The following is a 21836-nucleotide window of genomic DNA, read 5'->3' on the forward strand; positions in this document are numbered from 1 at the left end:
TTAGTTTTTATTTCTATATTTTTTAGCAAAAACGTAAAGACTTGATACGGAGAACTTTCAATTTAATAGCGGGGGGATTGGATTAATTTATCGCACCTATAGCCTAAACAAAAAGGTCCACCTATAAACGTTGATATGAAAAGACGAACCATCAAAACGATCATATTCTGAGTTAGGCTGTTCCTAAAGCGAACGGCTAATATCTACAACATTAAAAATTTGGTCAACATCATCTAAACTTACTTCAAAATCCGGGTATCTTGTTTTATCAGTATTTAGCGAACGAAGGGTAAGAATTCCGTTATTGACATCATGATGAGCAATTTCTTTGATAATAACTCCTTCATATTTATGTACAACAACCCAATAACGATATTTGTGGGTATGAAATTTTGATTGCCATAACTCCCTTTTAATTAAACGTCCCGTCACAATATCGCCGTCCAATACACTTGCATCGGTTCCATCGGTCATACTATCACCACTAACTTCAAAAGAACGATAGGCACCTTTATGGAACTCATTGACCGTAATAAAATGTGCCGGTAAATCGTCCATATATTCAGCATCAGAAAAGCCTGACAAATACCCCGCTTTAGCTTTCTCTGTCACAAGTTTTGTCTGCATCAAATATCGTCCTGGGGAAACTTCAAAAAATATATTATTCTTATTTTCGTCAATAAACTTGACGTCCTCCGAAAAATACCCTATTGACTTACCGTTACCAATACTAAGCATTGCTATCGTGTCGGGGTGCATTAAAGGAGTTATCTCCACTCTTTCACCTTTTCCATACACCAACCAGTCATACTGAACCTGAGGAAAAGCCGCTTGAATACGTGTTTTCATCGTAAGTCCAATAGGATACTCTCCTTTTTTAATACGCGAGTACACCTGTTCGCGTACCCCCAATAAAGACGCGAATTCACGGTTAGTAACACGCATCTCCAAGCGTAAAACTTCAAAGTTATTATTTGGATAAGTTTCCATAGTCGATCGGGTATTTAACAAATGTTACACAAATATATAACAATCTGACACTAAGTTACACAACTTATTAAACCTAAACAAACAGACAATCAAAATAAAACAATAAAAACCTAATTACCAATAAATTATAGTTAAACAAATAAGTTTATATTTCCATATAAAAAGTAAAAATAAGCTTCGAATAAACTTGTTTGATTAACAAATTTGTTTAACTTTGTTTAACATCAATAGACTATATTAAATTCATAGAATAGACGGACAGGGTAGTAAGTAAATTAGCTATTCACTGGATTTGCAATTAGCGAGACTAGAATCAGTTCATACTTAAAGATAAAAAGAAAATGGAACAGCTCATGACACAACATCCTAGACAGCACATTGTTTACGCAGTAGATTATCATCAACGACAAAAACACAACAGTAATTTAAAAAAAGAAGAAAGCAGTACAATAACCGACAAAAATAGCTCACAAGGTATGAACTCACTATATTATTCATTCATCATGAGTTTCTTGAAAGAAAATCATCCTGAAATACTAAAATCCATCGATAAGATATATGAATCTGACCTTTCCAAAATCAGTCAAGTAATTGACTGCTATTGTCAATTTGTGGGTATACCTTCTCAACAGATTATGGGTGAATATATCAATTATAAGGATATTCAGCATCGTTACAAAGCTATCGCCGTTGTTCTACGTATTTTTCAGCCGGAAAAATTAGATAATCTGAAAACAAAAGTAAAAAGTAGCATATATAAGGAACTTGGCCCTTATTTAAAAATAAATAATGACACATTACAGAAATCTATCATCTGTGCTTGTAATCAATTTGACCTCTATCGTGATTTCAAAAAGGAAATTAAACAGATTGCCAATTATTACCTTATTGACAGGCATTTCGATGGGGTTTAGTATTATTTGTACAATCACACCTGCTCTGCTAATTCGGCAATTCTGCCCGGTTCCAAAAATATAGTCCTTGAATTTTAAATACTCAAGGACTATTTTGTGCTTCTTATCTGAATTTCATTAAAAATAATAGTAACATTTTTTAATCGGAAACTACCAAGACTCAACAAACTTACGTTTCTTTATCCACCAAATAATAAAACCGACCAATACACCGCAACCCATTAAAAAATAAAGAAGGCTTGACACCGCTGGTTTTGAAACCTCTTTTGATTGTGCTTTGCGTAGCTCCATTTTCGTTTCAATTTGTTGACGACTTTCTACCTTCTGAGCTTTCCAATTGGTATCGAACCCACTCTCAAGCTGCAGCTTTTCAGAATAATGCTCCTTTTTAGTATAGACTTTTCCCTTACGTAGCTGAACAGCACCATCCTGCATAATCTGGATCCCTTCACCTTCAATTTGCATCACATATTCATCTGTTACCAAAACCTCTTTATCTGATCGAACAATTTGTATATGTTCCGTGTTCTGTGCTATAGTAGCATAATTGGTATTTTTCTCTTTGACACCAAACTCTTGTGATCCCTTGGTTTTCTCAACCTTTCTAAACAAACCGCAGCTGCTAACCAGTAGCAGCAGTGCGATTATCTGTAGTGTATTCTTCATTTTTAACGCGCTTTAATTCAATCTGTAACCTATTATGAAGTTTCATGAGATCATCATATTTCACTTGCAAATCCGCTAAGGTCTTAGCGCAAGACGTACGTTCGTCATTTGCCAAACGTAACCCTTCATTAAGATCTTCGATGATCGTCCGTAATTGCTCAATATCTTTCTCTAATCTATTGGCATATCCTTCCCATTTTTCAATTACCTTTCCGGCATTCTCAACATTTGTTGCCTCCACTTCAGCTTGCTGCTTGGGCCTTCCAACAAAATACCCCCCTACAGCTGTCACTACAGGGATAATCAATTTCTCCAAAATCTCAAGTAATTCCATTATAACTTCCTTTTGTTAACGGTTTAAATTTTTCCCAGGGAAACTGTATCCCTGGATCCTCCTTTCTTCCAGGCGCAATATCCGAATGCCCCAAAATCTCCCGAATTGAATAAGTACGGACAATTGTTTTACACACAGCTATCGCAACATTGATCTGTTTTTCGGTGTAGCTCTCCGTACCCTTATTTTGCAATTCAATTCCAATGCTACAATTATTCAAATCTCTTTGACCGGCCCAAGTACTAAGGCCCGCATGCCAACATTTAATATTAAAATGGGCCAATTGCGTTATAACACCAACACGGCTGATATGAAGATGGGCAGAGACCTTGCTCCGGGAATCAGTCATCCAATCAATTGCACTCGTTGCATTGGATGCACCATCGTAGTGCATAATAATATAAACGGGTTTAATAATTCCACCTTTGTTTGGTGTATCTCTATAAGAAACACCGATCAATTTGTTTTCTTTAATTTCCATATCCGAACTTTTTTTATGACTTAACCTTTTTCTATGCTAAAAAAATTGCCATTGTGTATTAAAAAAGGGAAACACATTTTATCAATCGTCATTTAGCTTCTATTTTTATACAAAGTTAAGTGTGATCCTCTGTCGCAGAACGGACTATTAGCTGGATGTAAGCGGTAGGTTACAGATACCGAATATTACACAAAATTTTCTTCGGTGTACGCGTTCACCAAAAGTGATTTTAACAGGACCAACTCTTCATATCACCCTCAAAAGCAAACAATAACACAACAAAATATTACTGAAATTTATGAGGGAACATGTTACCAAGACCGTGATATCATTGTCAAGTCATATCACAACAGATCTCACATCATTGACGAGGCATCAAACATTTCCTGTACTGCTTTGTTGTTTGTTTGTTATAGCATAGGATGAGTTATACCGTGAAGGCTAGGAAGTTGGTTCGCCTAGCCTTTTTTGACGAATAAAAACAACATATCTGACTGATCCGCCCATCGTAATGACATAATCATTTTTTACAGAGGTTTCAATTTACACTATATTGCTTCTATGCAGATTATGGTGAGAATACATCTTTTTTTTGTAAGTTAGCTGGTATGGACGACCCTCATTTTTTAAATTGCGATCAAGAACCCATTCATCGCTGTGGTTATGTACAAAATTATGGTTGTCTTATTGTATTTGACAAATCCCATCACTGTATTGGTTGGAGCGAAAATTACGAAAAAACAGGATTTCCTGCACATAGTATATATCAGGGGCTTCTCCTTTCAAAATTTATCAGTGATCTTAATTTGTCTCATCCGATCGATTTAGATCAGATCTTACAGGATAAAGTAGAAATTTTCAAACACAGATATGTCTCAGATGTCCATTTGAATGGTACGGCACATTACCTGAGTATTTATCCTTTTGACGATAAGATCTATATCGAGATAGAAAGGCATCAATCACAATCGCATCAATTCAAGAATATCTACCACTATGCCCAACATATAAACGCAAGTAGGGATATCTGGAAAGCATTAGCCGAAAATATCTATACAGTAACAGGATACGACCGTGTCATGATCTATAAATTTTCGAAAAACGGCGACGGAAAAATCATAGCCGAACATGTTGTTGGAGGACTAGACCCTTTATTGGGCTATCGTTATCCCGAATTTGACATTCCGCAACAAGCACGTTTGCTTTACACGAAGATCTTTGCGCGTGTCACCCCTGATACAGATGCTATACCGATCCCAATCCTTGGTGTTCAACCCGAGCAACTCGACTTATCAATGACAGGAATACGTGCCATGTCAACCATTCACCTGCAATACCTTCGCAATGCACATGTCCGTGCGAGCGGGAGTTTCTCGATTATTGTTAACGGCAAATTATGGGGACTAGTCGCCTGTCAAAATAGAACACCAAAAACCATTGATTTGGCACAAAGACATCTCTCCGTATTTATTGTCCAATATGCCGTAAACAACTTTCTGGCAAATAAACAAATTGCAGATAACAACTTTAAGCTAAAAACAAAAAGTATAGAATTTGAGATCAGACAGCGTCTTTTCACAAAACACGACCTCTACAATGTAATCGGAAGTTTAGGTTCAAGTTTAATGAACATTTTAAAGGCAGATGGCATTGCCTTCAAAAGCCGTTATAAATGGCATCTTGTAGGCAAAACGCCCAACCAGGATACAATTCAACAAGTAGATAACAATCTGATTAACAATAATTACAGCGAGTTATTCTGGCAATCTGATTTTACAGGGCCCCAGGAAGGTAACCAAACGCCTTTTCATTTTCCTGGCATCGCAAAAATAGACTTGGAGAGCAAGCTGGATTTTAAGATTTACTTTTTTAGAGAGGAATTGAAAATTGAAGAAATTTGGGCAGGGCAACCTAAAAAAGAACTTATTTACGACCCTAGCAAGCCCATAAACTTCCCCTCCCCACGCACATCGTTCGAGGCCTGGAAAAAGACTGTCAGTGGCACCGCACCTAAATGGAAAGAACGAGAAACCAATTTTTTAAAAAACTTAAGCATCATTATTCAAGAGGCCTGCTTAAAAAAAATAACAGAGATTCAAGCACTCAATGAGAAATTGATAGAGATCAACAATGTCCTTGAAACCTTTAGTTATACACTGAGTCACGATCTAAAAAATCCTTTAGCAGCCTTACAAATGACAGCCCAAATGATTCGTGATCGACCTGGACTGAGCCAGGAGTTTCTAGGAAAAGCTGGTAAAAACATGATGGAAGCCATTCAGCTCATGAACAATATGCTCGATAAAACCGCTGATTTTGCCCGTACAAAAAGTTACAATTTTGAATATGAGCCTGTCTATCCCGAGCGCTTTATTCAAAACATTATCGACGACTGCAAAGTCAGGTATAATATTAATCAATTGCATTTTCAAAAAGGCAAAATACTACCTATTGATGGTGAGAAAACATTGATTTATCAATTGTTTCTAAACCTTTTAGGAAATGCCATAAAATACAGCAGCAACAAGGAAGCTCCTATGATTGGTATTGATAGTGAAGATCATGGACACATCGTTGTTTATAAAATCTGGGACAATGGTATTGGAATTTCTTCAGAAGATACTGAAAGGATTTTCGAAATTTTCCATCGCCTACCAAATGCGGTCCAATTTGACGGTTCGGGAGTTGGATTGTCCATCGTCAAAAGAATCGTGGAAAGACTACATGCAAAAATCACCGTAGATAGTAGATTGAATGAAGGTACCATTTTTCACATTCATTTTCCTACGAATAGTCAAACCCTGCAGACAATACCATCGACAGTACCATCACAAATCTAGTTAACATAAATCCTACGATTTTTTATTAAATTCGTAGGAGAGAAATCTAAATTCAATAGATTATATGTTACATCCAAAAATGCGATTGATCGACATCGTCATTTAACTTTACATGCGTGAATCTTGATTTATAATACAATGAACAAGTTTGCTTTATTAGTCGGAAACGACATTAATAATATTTCACCGGGAATAAGCTGGAGTGATTTGCTACACAACATCAAAGAAAAGTATAAAGTCAGCTCATTAGAAAATGGACAAAAACCTTTTCCTATGTTGTATGAGGAAATATTCCTTAACGCAATTCGAGAAAAACATATTAATGAAAGAGAACTCAAAACCTATATATCGGATTGCGTCTCTCAAATCAATCAAAACGAAATACACCAATTAATTCGGGATCTTTCGATCGAAAACATAATCACCACTAACTATGAATTCAGCTTAGAAGGAGAAATCGCCACAGCAAATACCGGCTTAATCCGTGAAACGACCTACAGTGTATTTCGTAAACACCAAATCGGCAACACGAGCTATTGGCATATACACGGTGACTGCCTAAATCCATCTTCCATTAATCTAGGTTATGAACATTACTGTGGCCAATTGCAAAAAATGAGGGATTATGTGGTTAATGGGACAAATTATAATTCGCAAACGGTCTACAAGGCTGCACTAATTAAAAGATTAAGCCGAAAAAAGGATACTAAACTCCAATCCTGGATTGATTTATTTTTCACGCAGGATATCCACATTCTAGGTCTATCGCTTGATTTTGTAGAAATAGACCTTTGGTGGCTGCTAACCTATCGCGCCAGAAATAAGTATTATAGACGAAGCGCATTTATTGAAAATCAACTCTTTTATTATACAACTAAAAAATGGTATGCACTCTCCAAAGATAAAATGCAATTACTTCAAGCAAACGATGTTGAAATTGTCATTATTGACGAAACCAATAAAACTAAATACTACAAGAAAGTCCTCGCAGGCATAAAAAATAGATATAAGCTACCCAGCAAAATATTAAGTTGAACCATACAGCAATTCATAGATTTTCAGCTTGTTATCATGTCATTAATAGAAAAAGAATTTCGCGCTGCCAAACTAAACAAATTTACATTAAGCATTGAAAACTTTCTGAATAGTCTATTCTTGAGGAAAACAAAGTTTATACTTACCAAACCCTTTTCAGCAATAAAATTGAAAAGTGAAATTAGCCATGTAGTTTATTTAAACTGGATGGTGCCTCTCGCCAGAATTCAACAATTCGTCCCCCCAGGAATTACCCTCGATCCTGTCGGTAACCATGTTTTATTTTCAGTGCTAACTTACCGCCATGGCCATTTCGGCCCTGCAAAACTATATCATTTAAAATCCTTATATGGGTCACCTCTACAGAGTAATTGGAGACTTTACATCAGTCAAACCCAAGAGCAATTTAAAGCGCCTACAGTCCTATTTCTCGCAAATGTAATGAGTAGCCAGATCTATTGCATCGGTAGTCGTTTATTCAGTAGCATGATGTATACACATCAACCTTTGGCTTTCCAACATGACCATATCGGCGTTCAAACTCACACCAAAATAATCCCCGGGAGAAGCAATGCACCAGACTTGGAGGTTGTTTGCCAACCCTGTGATCAGTGGAATATTCCAAGTCAATTTCTCCATCTGTCGAAAGATTTCAATCAACTCCTGAATAAAATAATTATTCAAGACCAAGCCTTAACTCCACTGAACAATGGTCTATTCCGACAGGCGAATATTGCGTTAAAATTCGATCCAAAAGACATAAGACCTTTAAAAATTGATTTCTTTAGAAGCGAAACATTAGCTGATATTGTTCAGCATGAAAAGTGTTTTGCTTTCGAAATACCGGCGGTTTCATTTTTTATAAATCACGAAAAAACAATAAAATTATGAACTTTATCGATTTTAGTATAGCTGTATTGCTCGCAAACGCGATGCCCCATTTTATTTTTGGAATAACAAAAGTTCGCTTCTTAGGGCTTTTTGGTTATACGGCAACAGCAAATATTTGTTATGCACTATGCCAATGTATAGTCGGAATCGGTCTGTTTCATCACAAATACGGGTTAGATAAACTTTTTAGCAATGGTTTTGCACTTGGCAGCACATTAGTTCTGATACTTTATTTTATTTTCGGTAGCTTACTGCTTGTGAAGTTCCAGAAAAAATAAATATTCTTTTTCTGGAAACTCCCTTTGTTACTCTATACTGCTTAAGGTGATTTAAGGTTGTTAATCCGCCGATGGATGGCTAAAAAATTCCAACATAGCAGATAAAGCAGTAGCCGAATGCATGCGATCACTATTTTCCAATGTATCCTGCGTTGCTTCTGCCCCCCTTCTTATCATGTCTTTTTCAAAATAAGATAATGCTTCCAGCAAAGATTCATGTTTCCCATTTGTCAGGCATTCAGCCAACTCGAAGGCATCCTGCATTGCTACATTCGCCCCCTCCCCAGCAAATGGTGGCATACGATGAGCTGCATCTCCGATCATTGTAAGGTTAGTCTGTGTTTCCCAGTGTTGATCAAGAGCAAAATAATATTGGGGACGGGGTATAAACTGTACATTGTCATTCACAAAAAACTCATCCCAAACCGTGGTCCATCCAGGGAAATGATCTTTAAGCCATTGCGATACTTGCTTATTGTCCTTAAAATCAATTCTAGCCTTATTATAATCTTCTTCTAGAATCTTTGTACTTGCAACAAACATCATTGAACCGTCACCTTTTGTACCATATCCAATAAATTGTTCCGATCCAAAAGCCATCACTTTACCACCGTTCGCCAATTTAAAAAGATGAGGAGCATTCTTTTCAGCATCATAGATATTTCCCTCAACCAATGTAATTCCCGAATATATAGGCGTTAGATTACTTAAGTAAGGACGTACTCTTGAATTTGCTCCATCTGCTGCGATCACCAGATCGGCATATGCATCCACTGCATATTTAAAATGCAACAACCAACCTTCACCATATCTTTCCATTGCAACAAATTGACTATCCCAAACAACGGTATGCGGTTCCAAGGCATTCAATAAGATATCTCGCAAAGGGGCTCGGTCTATTTCCGGTCGATTTTCGGCGACTGACTGCTCTTCATCATGGTCATCAAATTTTACGATGAGATCCTGATCAACGATACGCAGCTTACTCGCAGTCGGTCGATGATATTTATAGAACTCTTCCATTAATCCTGCGCGTTTCATCGCTTCAAGTCCCGTCCCTTCATGAAGATCCAAAGTAGAGCCCTGTACACGAACTTCAGGATTTAAATCCCGCTCATAAACGGATACATCAGCCCCCTTTAACTGTAATAATCGAGCTAACGTAAGGCCGCCAATTCCACCGCCAATTATGGCTATTTTTTTATTTTGTATTAACATCTTATTTGTTTTAAAATTCATAAAACAAAACTATTGAGATGTAAGCGATGATAATAGTATAAATCGGTCGTTTTTATTTTTTAACAGCTCTTTGGGAACTACTCCCGAAAATTTCTTAATCTCTTTAATAAAATGGGTCTGATCGAAAAAATGTTCCTCTGGAAAAAGTTTCCCTTTTGCAATGTGATCCAATGAGGACCTAAAACGTAAAATATTACAGTACGACTTCAAAGAAAGTCCAAATTGCTGATTAAAATAACGATTGATTTGCCTGCTGTTCCAAAAAATCTGTTCGGAGAGTTCGGCAACTGAAATCGCTCCCTTACGCTGATAGATCAGTTCAAATAACTTACGCTTTCGCTCATCAATCATAGAAGGAAGAAGTGACTTAATAATTTGTACAGATTTGACAACAAATAACTCAAAATCAACTAAATCCAATTCACAAAAGCCCCAAAAATCAGTCGCAAGAAACTTACCCGTATTGATGATACCGGCAATACTTTCTTTTAAAATATACTCCGCCCCAAGCAATTTAAAGCTGATACAAAATAGCTGTCCGTCAATAGGAATAGTCGCTTCTTCATGGGGCATTGTTCCTAGACCAAGTAAAACGATCCTAAAGTTATCTACAGAAGATTTGAAAAGAAACAAATCAACACGTCCATCTGGCAAACCGATGGTTTCCTTTATAACGCCAGATTCATTACGCAAACACCAAAAGCTATCCACAAAACTTGCGATCGCTTCATCAGGTTTAACTATTGTATATTGTAGGCCATCTTCCATCATCAATTGTCCTTATCATTCGTATTTTGAGTATGCTAATTGATATAACAACATAAAATTAACGATTAAATCTTAAGTTTACTTATTGTCTAAAACCTGAACAATAAGGTCTTGACGTTATCACCAACGAACTTATTTCCCCTACTAAGCCACTAGATCATGAAACAATGAATAACTTCGCTACGCAAACGTTCTTTCGTACTGAAAACGATTCGTTGTTAAAGTCAATGAAATTACACGTTCAAATCTTTCGCAATTGATGGATTAAACAAGGGGTACAAGGACTGATTTCACCTCATAAATACAAGTCAAAAACACATTTATAAATCAGAAAACCAACTATTTACGACATATAAAATATTTTTTAAAATCGATTTTGAGAAATCAAACCTCAGATATGAATTATCTGGCCTATTCAAAGGATGGTCTACACTTTCGCGTCTTCGAAAAACCTTTAGCTGCGGCCAATGTATACCGCTCTTCTGTATTCCCAAAGACCTCTTACTCAAAAAGCATTGAACTTGGTGCTGTAATTGGTTATAAGTCTGGATGGAACCTTTGGCTATCGTGAATTCACCACCAACAAACAGGTACTGGAAGATGGTTTAAAATAAAACACCTATATTTAGGTTCAAAATCATTTCGATGGAGTTATTTCCGACAATAGATATTCAAGAATTTAGAAAAGACCAGCTTGCAGGTAATCAAGGATATTTATACTCGGAATTGCGTGGTGAACATCATATAGCGCGTCCACATCAACATCACTTTTTTTTATTGGTACTTTTTGACCAAGCAGAAGGTGTCCATACGATTGATTTTAAAGATTATCACATTGATCGTCATCAAATCCATATCCTGTTTCCGAAGCAAGTTCATAGCTGGAAATTAGGAGCCAATACAACTGGTTTCCAATTGATGGTCGATAGAGAATACTTCGAGAAATTTTCACCCAATTTCCGTTTTTCATTCGCTTACTATCAACGTAATCCTGTTATCTCACTCTCCAACGAAACATTTGCTCTACTTTATTATGAATTTAATGCGATAAGAAAAGAACTTGAGGACCACAATTGTGTTCCTGCTATTATCTATTCTCGCACAGCTGTGATCGCATCGATACTAAGCAAAGAGGTACAAAAGGTAGTCCAAAATGAACAAAATAATGAATCCAATCCTCGTCTCTTAAAGTTACAGGAGTTAATTGATATCCATTTTCGGCATGAGAAGTCGGTATCTTTTTATGCGAAAGAACTTAATATATCCACCCCGCACCTTACTAAAATCTGTCGTCAAAAGCTCGAAGTATCTCCAAGCCAGCTCATTCAGCAGCGAACTATCTTGGAAGCAAAACGATTGTTAAAAGCAACCGGTCTATCTATCAAAGAAATTTCGTTCAAACTTGGTTTCGTCGACTCTCCTTACTTCTCCAATTTTTTCAAACAACATACAGGTCTGAATCCAAAGCAATTTAGAACGGACTGAGGTTCGCCAATACCTAGCATAAACTAAATTTTGCTCCAATACTTCTTCGTTAAAAATAAACAGTAAGTCCATTTGCGAAACAAAAACTTGTTATTTTTACATAAAAACACCATTATCAATGATTTCTGAGCTTATTAACCTTGTAATGGACACAACTCTTTTCATCTTTGGCCAAGGTTCCAGTAACGACCGTCCTGAGAAAGAAAAAATAATTTCAAATTTGGGCCTGTCTTTGACGCTAGTTGCTGCTTTGGTTGTTACGCTACTTCCCCACAGTCGGATTGCACCAATTGATTTCTTTTGGATTATACCTGTTAGTTTATCAATGGGTTTTATCCTACTTTTTATCCCGCTTCGACTACGCTGGGTAGCACCATGGAGAATCGCGACATACATCAAAGCTTCTCTTAGTTTTTCCTGCTTAGTTTGGATTGCAATTCTTATTTTTATCTTTTGACTTTAACGCGCTAAAAATGGCAATAAAAGATATTAAAATTGTAAAAACTGAAATTCTATCAGACAACTGGTACACTTTAAAAAAAGTGACTTATCAATACAGCAAACCCGATGGTACGGTACAGCAACAAAGCCGAGAAGCTTATGATCGTGGCAATGGAGCTGTCATTTTACTCTATAATACCAGTACTCAAACAGTCATATTAACAAGACAATTTCGAATACCCACCTACATCAACGGAAATGAATCAGGCATGCTTATCGAAGCTTGTGCAGGTCTACTTGATCAAGATTCTCCACACGACTGTATACGAAGGGAAACAGAAGAAGAAACAGGCTATCAGATCAAGGAGGCAAAAAAGATCTTTGAAGCTTATATGTCTCCAGGTTCTGTAACTGAAATTCTACATTTTTTTATAGCAGAATACACCAATAACATGAAAGTTGGCGATGGCGGTGGTTTAGAAGAAGAGGAAGAGCATATTGAGATTCTAGAAATCAATATCGAAGAAGCACTACATATGATTGATACAGGTGAAATCAAAGATGGTAAAACCATTATGCTACTACAATATATTCGATTAAAAGATATACTGTAGACGCCCAATTTATATGATTGGGGCTAGTGATTAACTTTCTCAAAGATAAACTTTGGGTCTTGGAAATTGATGGTTGAAGGTATATAATGTGGAATTCCCATATACACTTGCTCCGTTCCTGTACCTAAAATATACAGAGACCCTTTTTTTAATAAAACAAAGGGTCTTCTTTTTTTCTGTCCCCAGCCAAATGGTGTATAATAATAGTCCCCAAGCAATGTGTCTTTTTGGATATTGCCGCGAATATCTCCCGAATCAACCTCACCTCCAGGTCTATAAAAGAACAATTGACCATGAAAACGGCTCTCAAAAAGATTAAGATCCAAACGGGCACTATCACGTTCACTATGCGCTATATAACTCAATACTTTAGTATCTTGTCTCCGCTCTTCACAGCTTATTAACAGCAGAGCCGAAAAAATAAAATAAACAGCAATCGAAAATAAACGCATTTTTCTTTTGATCTACGATAATTAACCCTGCCTCAAGATAAACACAAAATTCAACAATACACAAGGAAATTGACATAAGATGCTTTTTCCAAACTCGATTTACTTAGATTCTCTATATAAGAGAACTTAATGCGACCTACACTTCACCAAATCTCCTATTTTTTTCCTTCCATTCAACATAGTTCGCTTTTAAGCAGTGCCCACAAGGACGATATTGATGCTGTAGCGCTTCTTGCTCAGTGGCAAAAAAGACCCTGTTCTCCCGCTTCATCCTTTTTCCGGAAATACAACAAAGCAATCCATAAATTTTTAGTTTTTCATTGCCTCCTAAGCGAATTTCTCCCGTTCGAATCTTGGCGTGCAATGAAGCATCTGATATATTTTTATGCCATTCCATTGTGCGGGTTTTATCTCTCGGCGTCGTGAAAAATAATACCCAACGCATGGCGTTCACCTGCCGTAACTTCACTCACCCCGTGTTTCATATTAACCCTAAAATATCCGATTCGTCCTTTCTCAGGCCTAAAATTTGTTGCAAATAGGACGAGATCTCCCTTTTGGGGTTTCAAAACAATAGCCTTTGACTGCGCTCGAGGTATTTGTTGCGTTAGGACAAATTCCCCCCCTGTAAAATCTATTTGTGGCTCGTTCAACATAAACACCGCTTGCATCGGAAAATAGACTTCTCCATATAAGTCCTGATGTAGGGTATTGAAACCTCCTTGACTATATTTCAAAATCAATACTGTTGCCTGTTCTTGTCCTTTCAAGCGGCAATCCGTCAAAAGGTCTTCATGTTTCATCGAAAACGACTTATCGACTTTCAGCGCGCGAAACCAAGCATTAGCAATGACGGCCAGATGGGGATAAAGTTGAGATCGAATCGTTTGAATCAACTCAGGTAGTGGGTAGTCAAAATATTTGTACTCTCCTATTCCGAATCGATATCTCTCCATAACGACAGTTTTGCGGAAGAGCCTCGAATCGTAATACCCGTCTTTTAATAGATCGCATTGTAAATCTGTTAATAGATTTGGAATGACCACATAACCATGTTTATGCATTTCCTCTGTAATCGCAGACCAATTTAGATTTTCTATGTTTTGAATGACATTTTCCATAGCACGAATCTCCATATTATAGTCCTGCCAAAAAATCCGAAATATGCTAATATGATGTATAATAAAAGGAACGCGAACATTTATCGCTCAAGACAATCCATATCACAAAAAAAAGGACTAAATACAGGCTGGTGTATTTAATCCTTTTTTGATTTCATATCGTATAAAAACTAGCTATTTCCAACATTATTTACGATTTTTTCTGCCAAAGCTTTAAGCTGAAGCATATCAGCATAGTCGAGCTTGAGGGCTTCAAAAATCTGCATGGGAACACAGCTCGCCTTTTCCTTTAATTGCAATCCTTGTGCTGTAAGCTGTATTTTAACCACACGTTCATCTTCTTTGCTTCGTGTTCGTGTAAGCAACGATTTACTCTCCAAACGCTTTAGCAATGGGGTGAGTGTCCCATTGTCGAGGTATAGTTTTCCACCAAGCTGATTTACGGTTTGTCCGTCGTTTTCCCATAGTGCCATCATCGTGATATACTGCGGATAAGTCAAATCAATCTCTTCGAGAATCGCGCGATAGCGCTGCATAATTTCCCTATGCAGTACGTATACGGAAAAGCAGAGTTGTTTGTCTAATTTTAATAAATCATCCATATTGCAAATATATTGAGTTTTCGAGGGATTGAAAAGTTGTTTAGGGCTTATTTGAATTCAACAACAAACTCATCCTTAGGAACTCGAACCTTCTTCATTGACGAAATCCAATCTCTCGAAGAGTCCGCCACACCAACATACATTAACGAGACACTTTTTAATCCATGTTTCTCCAATTGCAATACCGTATCCACCACATGGTTATCGAAGCCTTCTGCAGGGGTAGAATCGACACGAAGTTCAGCTGCCTGAGCCAAAGCCAAACCTAAGGCTATATAAGTCTGTCTTGCCGTGTGCGCAAAATTTCTTTCCGCAGCTTCATTCAGATAAATTGACTTTAACTTCTCGGTATAGGAACCAAAACGTCCACGAGGTAGTTCTCGTTCATCCGTTGTAAAATCATAAACTTTATCAATACGTTCTTCCGTATAACGATCCCATGCAGCGAAAACAAGCACATGTGAACATTCACGCATACAGTCTGGATTTAGTGCTCCCTTTGCCAATTCTTCTTTCAATGCCTGATTTTCAACAATCAATATCTTAAATGGCTGTAAGCCCGAAGAAGTAGGTGCAAAGCGTGCAGCCTCAACGATTTTATCTACATTTTCCTGACTAACTTTTTTTGTAGGATCGTATGCTTTCACAGCATAACGCCATTTTAAATCTTCTAGTAGTGACATATAATTATTTAATTATTTTAAGAAAATCATGGATAATATTGCCAACAGTGCAGGAACTCCTTGTACAAAAAATATCTTTTTGCTCGCTGTGATTCCACCAAAAACCCCAGCCACGAGGACACAGCCTAGAAAAAACAGGCGTACATTTCCACTCCAGACCGGATCATCGATAAAAAAGGACCAAGCTAAACCCGCAACTAAAAAACCATTGTATAAGCCTTGATTTGCGGCAAGCCCTTTAGTGGGTTTGAAAAGATCAGCAGGAAGAGCCCTGCCAAAACTACGTTTTCCTGCAGTTTCCCAGGCAAACATTTCCATCCATACAATGTATACATGTTCTAAAAGTACGAGCGCTGTCAGCACATTAGCCAAGTTATTCATCTATTATTCGTTAGTTGATACCGTCAATTTAACATCTATATTACCCCTTGTTGCATTTGAGTAGGGACAAACTTGATGTGCTTTTTCAATCAATTGCTGGGCGACTTCCAAACTCACTCCCGGAATATTTGCATGTAATTCTGCAGCCAACCCAAAACCGCCATTATCCAATTGTCCAATACTCACATGTGCAGTTACCGAAGTCTCTCCAGTTTTTACTTTTTCTGACCTAATAACCAAATTCAAGGCACTATCAAAACACGCAGCATAACCTGCAGCAAAAAGCATCTCTGGATTAGCATAATCGTCATTTGCTCCACCAAGACCTTTAGGCATGCGAACAGCTAAATCCAGTACACCATTTTCACTTTTTACTTGACCGTTTCGTCCTCCTTTGGCTGTCGCGCCGATGTTATATAACGTTTTCATATTTCAATTTGTTTTGTTTGCACAAATGTAGGACAAGAAATTATATTGTGCAAAATATAATATTGCAATTTACATTTAAATGAGAATAGCAAAATATCAAAAACATGACTGCGTGTATCGAATGTAATCTAAAACCAGTACATTTGATTATTGCAAATCGGGTTTAAATGAAAACAACTTCCATTGAACAGTTTTATCAGGAGATCAATGCGAGCATCCCAAAGGAGATCGCAAGAGAGATTGGTCATTTTAATGTATTCAGCTTTGAGGAACTTGCAGCTAAATTAAAAGATAAACCGATCATGCCCTACAATAAGCGTACCTACTATAAAATAAGCTTAATCACAGGGAAAAATACGGCTGAATATGCCGACAAAGTGATCGAAATCGATGAATCGGCACTTGTATTTGCTACCCCAAAAGTTCCTTACCATTGGATACCGAAAGATGAGCATCAAAAGGGTTATTTCTGCGTTTTCACCGATGAATTTTTAACCCGAAATAAAAGTGGTGTTAACATAGATGATCTCCCTATCTTTCAACCGGGCGGCCTTCCGATTTTTCAATTATCAGAAGAACAACGTATTGAAATAGAGGAAATTTTTCTAAAAATGAATAAAGAGCTATCTTCAGATTACGTCTTTAAATATGATCTAATGCGAAATTATGTACTGGAAATTATCCACTATGGGCAAAAACTCCAGCCAAAGAGTATAACGAATCCAACATCTAATGCCTCAAATAGAATCACATCTCTATTTATAGAATTGCTAGAAAGACAATTTCCCATTGAATCTCCAATGCAACGTCTACAACTACGAACAGCTAATGATTTTGCGGAACGACTTGCCATACATGTCAACCACCTGAATAAAATTTTAAAGGAAAATACGGGAAAAACAACCAGCCATGTCATTGCAGCCAGAGTCACACAGGAGGCAAAAATTTTACTGCGACAAACCGATTGGAATGTATCTGAGATTGCTTATTCACTTGGCTTTGAGGAGATCGCTCATTTTTCCAATTTTTTCAAGAAGCAAACCGGCTCTGCCCCAAACATTTTTCGTTCTCAATCGTTATAATTTGAATTTCGCAAATATCCATTTGCATTTCGCAAGGAAAAGTTCAACTTTTCGGAGGATCTTTGTGCTGTTGGATCTTTAAAACAAATTAAAATGGCTACAAATAAAATAGCATTGGTAACAGGCGGAAGCCGTGGTTTAGGTAGAAACATGGCAATTAATCTCGCGAAAAAAGGAATCGATGTCATCTTAACCTATAACAGTAATCGAGAAGAAGCAGATCATGTGGTTTCACATATACAGTCTTTGGGACAAAAGGCTGCCGCATTCCAATTAGACGCAGGCAATGTGCAGTCTTTTGATCTCTTCATCGAACGAGTTACACAGCATATAAAACAAGAAACAGGACAACCAAACTTCGATTTCCTAATCAATAATGCCGGAACAGCATTATACGCCCCTTTCATGGAAACTACGGAAGAGCAATTCGATACAGCTTATAATATCCATTATAAAGGAGTATTTTTTCTCACGCAGAAAGTTCTTCCCTATTTGAACGATGGTGGACGTATTATCAATATTTCTTCTGGTCTCGCACGTTTTGCATTTCCGGGATCATCTGCCTATGGCTCGATGAAAGGAGCAATCGAGGTATTGACGAGGTATCTTGCCAAAGAACTTGGTCCCCGTGGTATTGCAGCAAACGTGGTCGCTCCCGGTGCAATCGAGACAGACTTTGGCGGCGGACATGTGCGGGATAACAAAGAAACAAATGCGCATATTGCAGCTGTTACAGCTTTAGGACGTGCTGGTGTACCTGACGATATCGGCGGTGTGGTTGCCTTCCTTTGTACCGAAGACGCAAGATGGATCAACGGACAACGTATTGAGGTATCCGGCGGGATGAATCTTTAGTAACCTACCACCTAAATAAGCACATAGCTGAGGCTATTAGCTATGTGCTTATTTTAAAGTATTTCTTCACCAATTTCAACCAATTTCTCCCCTTTTAGCCTAAAAATTATAATGCTATTATCATTTTCTTCCTTACCTCATAAATTGTACGTTGACTGATTACCCGAATGATTATGTTTGTAGCATAAGAATATGATACAACTTGCCATAATAAGTGACATTCATGCCAATTTAATTGCATTGGATGCGGTATTAACAGATATCAAAAATAGAGGATTAACACAAATCTACTGCTTAGGTGATCTTGTTGATTTCGCTCCCTGGGGGAATGAAGTCATTGACAGAATACAAGAAAAAAACATTCCATGTCTACTAGGAAACCATGACCAGAGAATTGCTTTTGACGAAGCCATTATCCCTTTACCACACCATGATGTAATAGAGACTTCAAATCGGGAAATCGCCATCAACCTAAGTAAAAAAGAGATATCGACCCCTCATAAAAAGTGGTTAGCAACATTACCCTACAACATTGAACTAACCTTCAAGCTTGGGACGAGTCTCAGGAAAATACTTCTTGTCCATGCCAGTCTCCAAAGCAATGACGAATACATCCATGAATCAACTCCAAAGCATGCTCTATCGACCCAATTAAAGCAAAGAGCAATCGATATTCTGGTGATGGGACATACACACCATTCTTATATTCAACAGGATGGAGACGTCTTGTTTATCAATGGTGGTTCAGTCGGGCGTAGTAAAGAAAAAGACAGAAAAGCGACCTACGCAATAATAACCTTATCTGATAAAGAAATTAATGCCGAGATCGTTAAAGTAGATTACCCAATAATAGCTGTCGCAAATGCAATTTACGAGAGTAAAATCCCCGATTTCTACGGAGACTTCTTACTTGCGAATAATACACTTTAATCATTGTCAATTTGCCACAATAGTTAAAAGTATCGTTTCATTTTTAACATAAAAATCCCCGACACATTCTCCGCATTATTTTCAAAGAAAGGATCTCCTAAAAAACAATACGATTGCATCGGGGATGTATGTACAATTGTTATTTCAGAAACAGTTTCCGAATAGCTTTATTACCAACATCCAGAAGATAGATATTACCATCTTTATCTACTACCACATCTTTTATAAGACCAAACCGTGCTGTCGATAAAGTCCCATCCACATATCCATTCGTTCCCTTTATCAAAGTAGTCACTTCTCGTGTCGACATATTGACCTCCCGAATAGCATAATTGTAGTTATCGGCAACAATCAATCTGTTATTTAATCCTGCTGTGATACCGCCTATTCCGTTGAAATATGTGTTCGTTCCAATCCCATCTTGATAGCCCGCATCCGAACCGCCAACCCAACGTTCCCCACGTGCATCACCCGGTCTTACAATTTCGATCCCGTTATTGCTGCTCGTGTTCTGATCCGAATAATATAAAACTCCTTGACTATCCACAAAGGGCTTAGCCATTACCCAACTAGGTCCGGGTACCTTAGTATAATTTCCAGCCACGTTGACTTTGTTTATACCCTGCGCAAAACCAGCTACTGCGACATATAAATTCCCTGACAGATCTAAACACATTGAACCCGGAGAAAATCCTTTTGCATGTATAGTGCGTTTGCCCGCAGGTGTAATTTTAAAGATCTGATTTGTTCGCTGATCGCTGACATAAATATTGTTTTGTGGGTCAACAACTATTCCTGTAGGATAGTCGAATACAGCATTGGCACCATCTACCTGCAAAATAGATACACTTCCAGTCGGGGACACCTTTTTAACTTGTTTATTCTCTGGATCTGCGACATATAAATTTCCCTGCGCATCTATCGCCATTCCAGCTAGGTTGTTGCCGAATACCGTACTTCCTGGCCCCCCGACGAATGTCATTACACCTGCGCGACGGAACGGCTGCGGTGCTAAAGCATCTTGACTGCCAACGATTACCTTTACCTCGCCTGTTGCAACACCCTGTGGTGCCTCCATAACCAACTTATTCTCACTAGCACTGGTCACAGGGGTCAAAACACCATTAAAATAAACCCTATTTTCGGCAGCATTTGTACTAAATCCGGTTCCCAATAGGGTTACACTTGTTCCCGCCAAACCATTGTCTGGACTTATAGAATGAATACCAAGCGTCTGATCCTTAAACTGTGGTCCTTCCACGGATTGATCGTTGACTACAACCCTTACCTTTCCAGATCCAGTTCCACCAGGAATGATCAACTTCAGCTGATTTTCACTACTTGAAGAAACAGCAACTTGCTTTCCATTTATAAAAACCTGATTTTCGTCAAGTTCTTTACTAAACAATAGCCCACTTATTGTCATTTCAGCCCCTTTTGGGCCACTCAAAGGAGAGACTGCGCCGATTTCAGGCTTGCCTACAACCGTAAATTTCGGACCCGAAATTTTCTGTTCATTGATATTCACAGATAGAAGTCCTGTACTGACGCCAGCTGGAGCCACTACGACAATTTTTTCAGGACTAGATTCCAATACGACCGCGATCTTTCCATTGAAATCAACGATATTCCCCGAACTGGCTTTTTCGAAGCCTTCACCCATTAGGGTAACTTTGGTTCCCGCCCCACCTGTTAATGGTTTAATACTGCGGACGACCTGATAAGTAAAATTCTGTCCTTGCGACTTTTTACCATCCACACGAACTTCTACAGCACCATACCCCGCATCTTCGGGAATTTCTGCAACGATTACTTTATCTGTAACACTTACAACCAAAGCTTTTTTGCCATTAACATAGACTTCTGCAGGTTTATCGGTACTACCAAACCCCTCCCCATCAATCCGTAGCTGGGTGCCTCCTGTACCATTTGTCGGAAAAATTTTTGAGACTGAAAGATCTTGATAGGTATAAGTACCAACATCAAAACTATTACTTCCATACTTCAAGACAATTCCTCCACTTTTGTCACCTTTTGGCACACGTAAAACAACCGATGTTGGAGTAGCGCTAATCACCTCTGCCGAACTCCCTGCAACTGTTGCAGAAAATTCTGTAATTGCCCCGCTGAAGCCCTGTCCTTCAATCGTAACTAGTGTGCCAGCTTTACCAGAATTAGGGTAATAACTATCCACTTTAGCCGGAATTTTATCGACCAATTCTTCCTTTTTACTGCAACTGATCGTCGCAATAGCCATCCATATAGATATGATGACTAGATTAATTGTATTTTTCATTGGAATAAATTCTTATAACTATATATCCG

General features: G+C 37.9%; 25 protein-coding genes. 11 read left to right on the plus strand and 14 right to left on the minus strand.

What is annotated here, in order from left to right; translation table 11 throughout:
- Positions 1-183: 183 nt before the first annotated feature.
- Positions 184-990: a LexA family transcriptional regulator gene (locus B4N43_RS18895; protein WP_075991372.1), complete on the minus strand. Its 807-nt coding sequence runs from the start codon at positions 988-990 to the stop codon at positions 184-186.
- A gap of 341 nt (positions 991-1331) precedes the next feature.
- Here B4N43_RS18895 and B4N43_RS18900 point away from each other — a divergent pair, with 341 nt between their 5' ends.
- Positions 1332-1904, plus strand: a complete 573-nt coding sequence (locus B4N43_RS18900) for a hypothetical protein (protein WP_075991371.1) — start codon at positions 1332-1334, stop codon at positions 1902-1904.
- A gap of 150 nt (positions 1905-2054) precedes the next feature.
- Here B4N43_RS18900 and B4N43_RS18905 read toward each other — a convergent pair whose 3' ends face one another.
- Genes B4N43_RS18905 through B4N43_RS18915 form a run of 3 tightly spaced genes read right to left on the minus strand, consistent with a single transcriptional unit; the run spans position 2055 to position 3385 of the window.
- On the minus strand, positions 2055-2570 hold the full coding sequence (locus B4N43_RS18905; protein WP_286735852.1) for a hypothetical protein: 516 nt from the start codon (positions 2568-2570) through the stop codon (positions 2055-2057).
- Positions 2527-2904 (minus strand): hypothetical protein, encoded by a 378-nt coding sequence (locus B4N43_RS18910; protein ID WP_286735853.1) that lies wholly within the window; start codon positions 2902-2904, stop codon positions 2527-2529. The genes B4N43_RS18905 and B4N43_RS18910 overlap by 44 nt, the downstream gene beginning before the upstream one ends.
- Positions 2891-3385, minus strand: coding sequence for an N-acetylmuramoyl-L-alanine amidase (locus B4N43_RS18915; RefSeq protein ID WP_248933133.1), 495 nt, complete (start codon positions 3383-3385; stop codon positions 2891-2893). The genes B4N43_RS18910 and B4N43_RS18915 overlap by 14 nt, the downstream gene beginning before the upstream one ends.
- A gap of 608 nt (positions 3386-3993) precedes the next feature.
- Here B4N43_RS18915 and B4N43_RS18920 point away from each other — a divergent pair.
- From B4N43_RS18920 to B4N43_RS18930, 3 genes are all read left to right on the plus strand, one after another.
- Positions 3994-6225: an ATP-binding protein gene (locus B4N43_RS18920; protein ID WP_286735854.1), complete on the plus strand. Its 2232-nt coding sequence runs from the start codon at positions 3994-3996 to the stop codon at positions 6223-6225.
- Positions 6226-6363: 138 nt separating this feature from the next.
- Positions 6364-7260 (plus strand): SIR2 family protein, encoded by an 897-nt coding sequence (locus tag B4N43_RS18925; RefSeq protein WP_088160493.1) that lies wholly within the window; start codon positions 6364-6366, stop codon positions 7258-7260.
- A 36-nt stretch (positions 7261-7296) separates the two neighbouring features.
- On the plus strand, positions 7297-8151 hold the full coding sequence (locus B4N43_RS18930; protein ID WP_088160492.1) for a DUF2071 domain-containing protein: 855 nt from the start codon (positions 7297-7299) through the stop codon (positions 8149-8151).
- A gap of 338 nt (positions 8152-8489) precedes the next feature.
- Here B4N43_RS18930 and B4N43_RS18935 read toward each other — a convergent pair whose 3' ends face one another.
- Entirely contained in the window at positions 8490-9647 is a 1158-nt protein-coding gene (locus tag B4N43_RS18935; RefSeq protein ID WP_075994662.1) for an FAD-dependent oxidoreductase, read from the minus strand.
- A gap of 30 nt (positions 9648-9677) precedes the next feature.
- A complete protein-coding gene (locus B4N43_RS18940; RefSeq protein WP_286735855.1) occupies positions 9678-10439 on the minus strand; it encodes a helix-turn-helix domain-containing protein in 762 nt (253 codons plus the stop codon).
- A gap of 373 nt (positions 10440-10812) precedes the next feature.
- Between B4N43_RS18940 and B4N43_RS18945 the strand changes: the two genes are divergently transcribed.
- The 4 genes from B4N43_RS18945 (at position 10813) to nudK (ending at position 12976) form a co-directional block, all read left to right on the plus strand.
- Positions 10813-11007: a hypothetical protein gene (locus tag B4N43_RS18945; protein ID WP_145327701.1), complete on the plus strand. Its 195-nt coding sequence runs from the start codon at positions 10813-10815 to the stop codon at positions 11005-11007.
- Between the two features lie 74 nt (positions 11008-11081).
- Positions 11082-11921 (plus strand): helix-turn-helix domain-containing protein, encoded by an 840-nt coding sequence (locus tag B4N43_RS18950; RefSeq protein ID WP_083663504.1) that lies wholly within the window; start codon positions 11082-11084, stop codon positions 11919-11921.
- A gap of 118 nt (positions 11922-12039) precedes the next feature.
- A complete protein-coding gene (locus B4N43_RS18955; RefSeq protein WP_075991363.1) occupies positions 12040-12378 on the plus strand; it encodes a hypothetical protein in 339 nt (112 codons plus the stop codon).
- A gap of 16 nt (positions 12379-12394) precedes the next feature.
- A complete protein-coding gene (gene nudK, locus B4N43_RS18960) occupies positions 12395-12976 on the plus strand; it encodes a GDP-mannose pyrophosphatase NudK (RefSeq protein ID WP_088160490.1) in 582 nt (193 codons plus the stop codon).
- A gap of 23 nt (positions 12977-12999) precedes the next feature.
- Here the strand turns inward: nudK and B4N43_RS18965 are convergent, their stop codons facing one another.
- The 7 genes from B4N43_RS18965 to B4N43_RS18995 all read right to left on the minus strand — a co-directional run bounded on the left by B4N43_RS18965 (position 13000) and on the right by B4N43_RS18995 (position 16644).
- On the minus strand, positions 13000-13428 hold the full coding sequence (locus B4N43_RS18965) for a hypothetical protein (RefSeq protein ID WP_075991361.1): 429 nt from the start codon (positions 13426-13428) through the stop codon (positions 13000-13002).
- A gap of 136 nt (positions 13429-13564) precedes the next feature.
- The gene (locus B4N43_RS18970) at positions 13565-13825 is read right to left on the minus strand and encodes an Ada metal-binding domain-containing protein (RefSeq protein ID WP_075991360.1); all 261 of its coding nucleotides are present in this window, start codon (positions 13823-13825) and stop codon (positions 13565-13567) included.
- A 10-nt stretch (positions 13826-13835) separates the two neighbouring features.
- The gene (locus tag B4N43_RS18975) at positions 13836-14564 is read right to left on the minus strand and encodes a 2OG-Fe(II) oxygenase (RefSeq protein ID WP_232475689.1); all 729 of its coding nucleotides are present in this window, start codon (positions 14562-14564) and stop codon (positions 13836-13838) included.
- 155 nt (positions 14565-14719) lie between these two features.
- Positions 14720-15151: a MarR family winged helix-turn-helix transcriptional regulator gene (locus B4N43_RS18980; RefSeq protein ID WP_075991359.1), complete on the minus strand. Its 432-nt coding sequence runs from the start codon at positions 15149-15151 to the stop codon at positions 14720-14722.
- 47 nt (positions 15152-15198) lie between these two features.
- Positions 15199-15834: a nitroreductase family protein gene (locus B4N43_RS18985; protein WP_286735856.1), complete on the minus strand. Its 636-nt coding sequence runs from the start codon at positions 15832-15834 to the stop codon at positions 15199-15201.
- 12 nt (positions 15835-15846) lie between these two features.
- Entirely contained in the window at positions 15847-16215 is a 369-nt protein-coding gene (locus tag B4N43_RS18990; RefSeq protein WP_286735857.1) for a DUF1304 domain-containing protein, read from the minus strand.
- A 3-nt stretch (positions 16216-16218) separates the two neighbouring features.
- Positions 16219-16644 carry an organic hydroperoxide resistance protein gene (locus B4N43_RS18995; protein WP_075991356.1) on the minus strand — a complete coding sequence of 142 codons (426 nt, stop codon included), beginning with the start codon at positions 16642-16644 and terminating at the stop codon, positions 16219-16221.
- Positions 16645-16811: 167 nt separating this feature from the next.
- On the opposite strand from B4N43_RS18995, the gene B4N43_RS19000 reads away from it, so the two are divergent.
- The 3 genes from B4N43_RS19000 to B4N43_RS19010 all read left to right on the plus strand — a co-directional run bounded on the left by B4N43_RS19000 (position 16812) and on the right by B4N43_RS19010 (position 19511).
- Positions 16812-17726 carry a helix-turn-helix domain-containing protein gene (locus tag B4N43_RS19000; protein ID WP_286735858.1) on the plus strand — a complete coding sequence of 305 codons (915 nt, stop codon included), beginning with the start codon at positions 16812-16814 and terminating at the stop codon, positions 17724-17726.
- Positions 17727-17819: 93 nt separating this feature from the next.
- Entirely contained in the window at positions 17820-18581 is a 762-nt protein-coding gene (locus B4N43_RS19005) for an SDR family NAD(P)-dependent oxidoreductase (RefSeq protein ID WP_286735859.1), read from the plus strand.
- Between the two features lie 192 nt (positions 18582-18773).
- Positions 18774-19511 carry a metallophosphoesterase family protein gene (locus tag B4N43_RS19010; RefSeq protein ID WP_088160487.1) on the plus strand — a complete coding sequence of 246 codons (738 nt, stop codon included), beginning with the start codon at positions 18774-18776 and terminating at the stop codon, positions 19509-19511.
- A gap of 139 nt (positions 19512-19650) precedes the next feature.
- Here the strand turns inward: B4N43_RS19010 and B4N43_RS19015 are convergent, their stop codons facing one another.
- Positions 19651-21807, minus strand: a complete 2157-nt coding sequence (locus tag B4N43_RS19015; protein WP_088160486.1) for an IPT/TIG domain-containing protein — start codon at positions 21805-21807, stop codon at positions 19651-19653.
- Positions 21808-21836 lie beyond the last annotated feature (29 nt).

Origin of the sequence: Sphingobacterium sp. UBA1897, assembly GCF_002337775.1 — a bacterium.
GTDB lineage: Bacteria > Bacteroidota > Bacteroidia > Sphingobacteriales > Sphingobacteriaceae > Sphingobacterium > Sphingobacterium siyangense.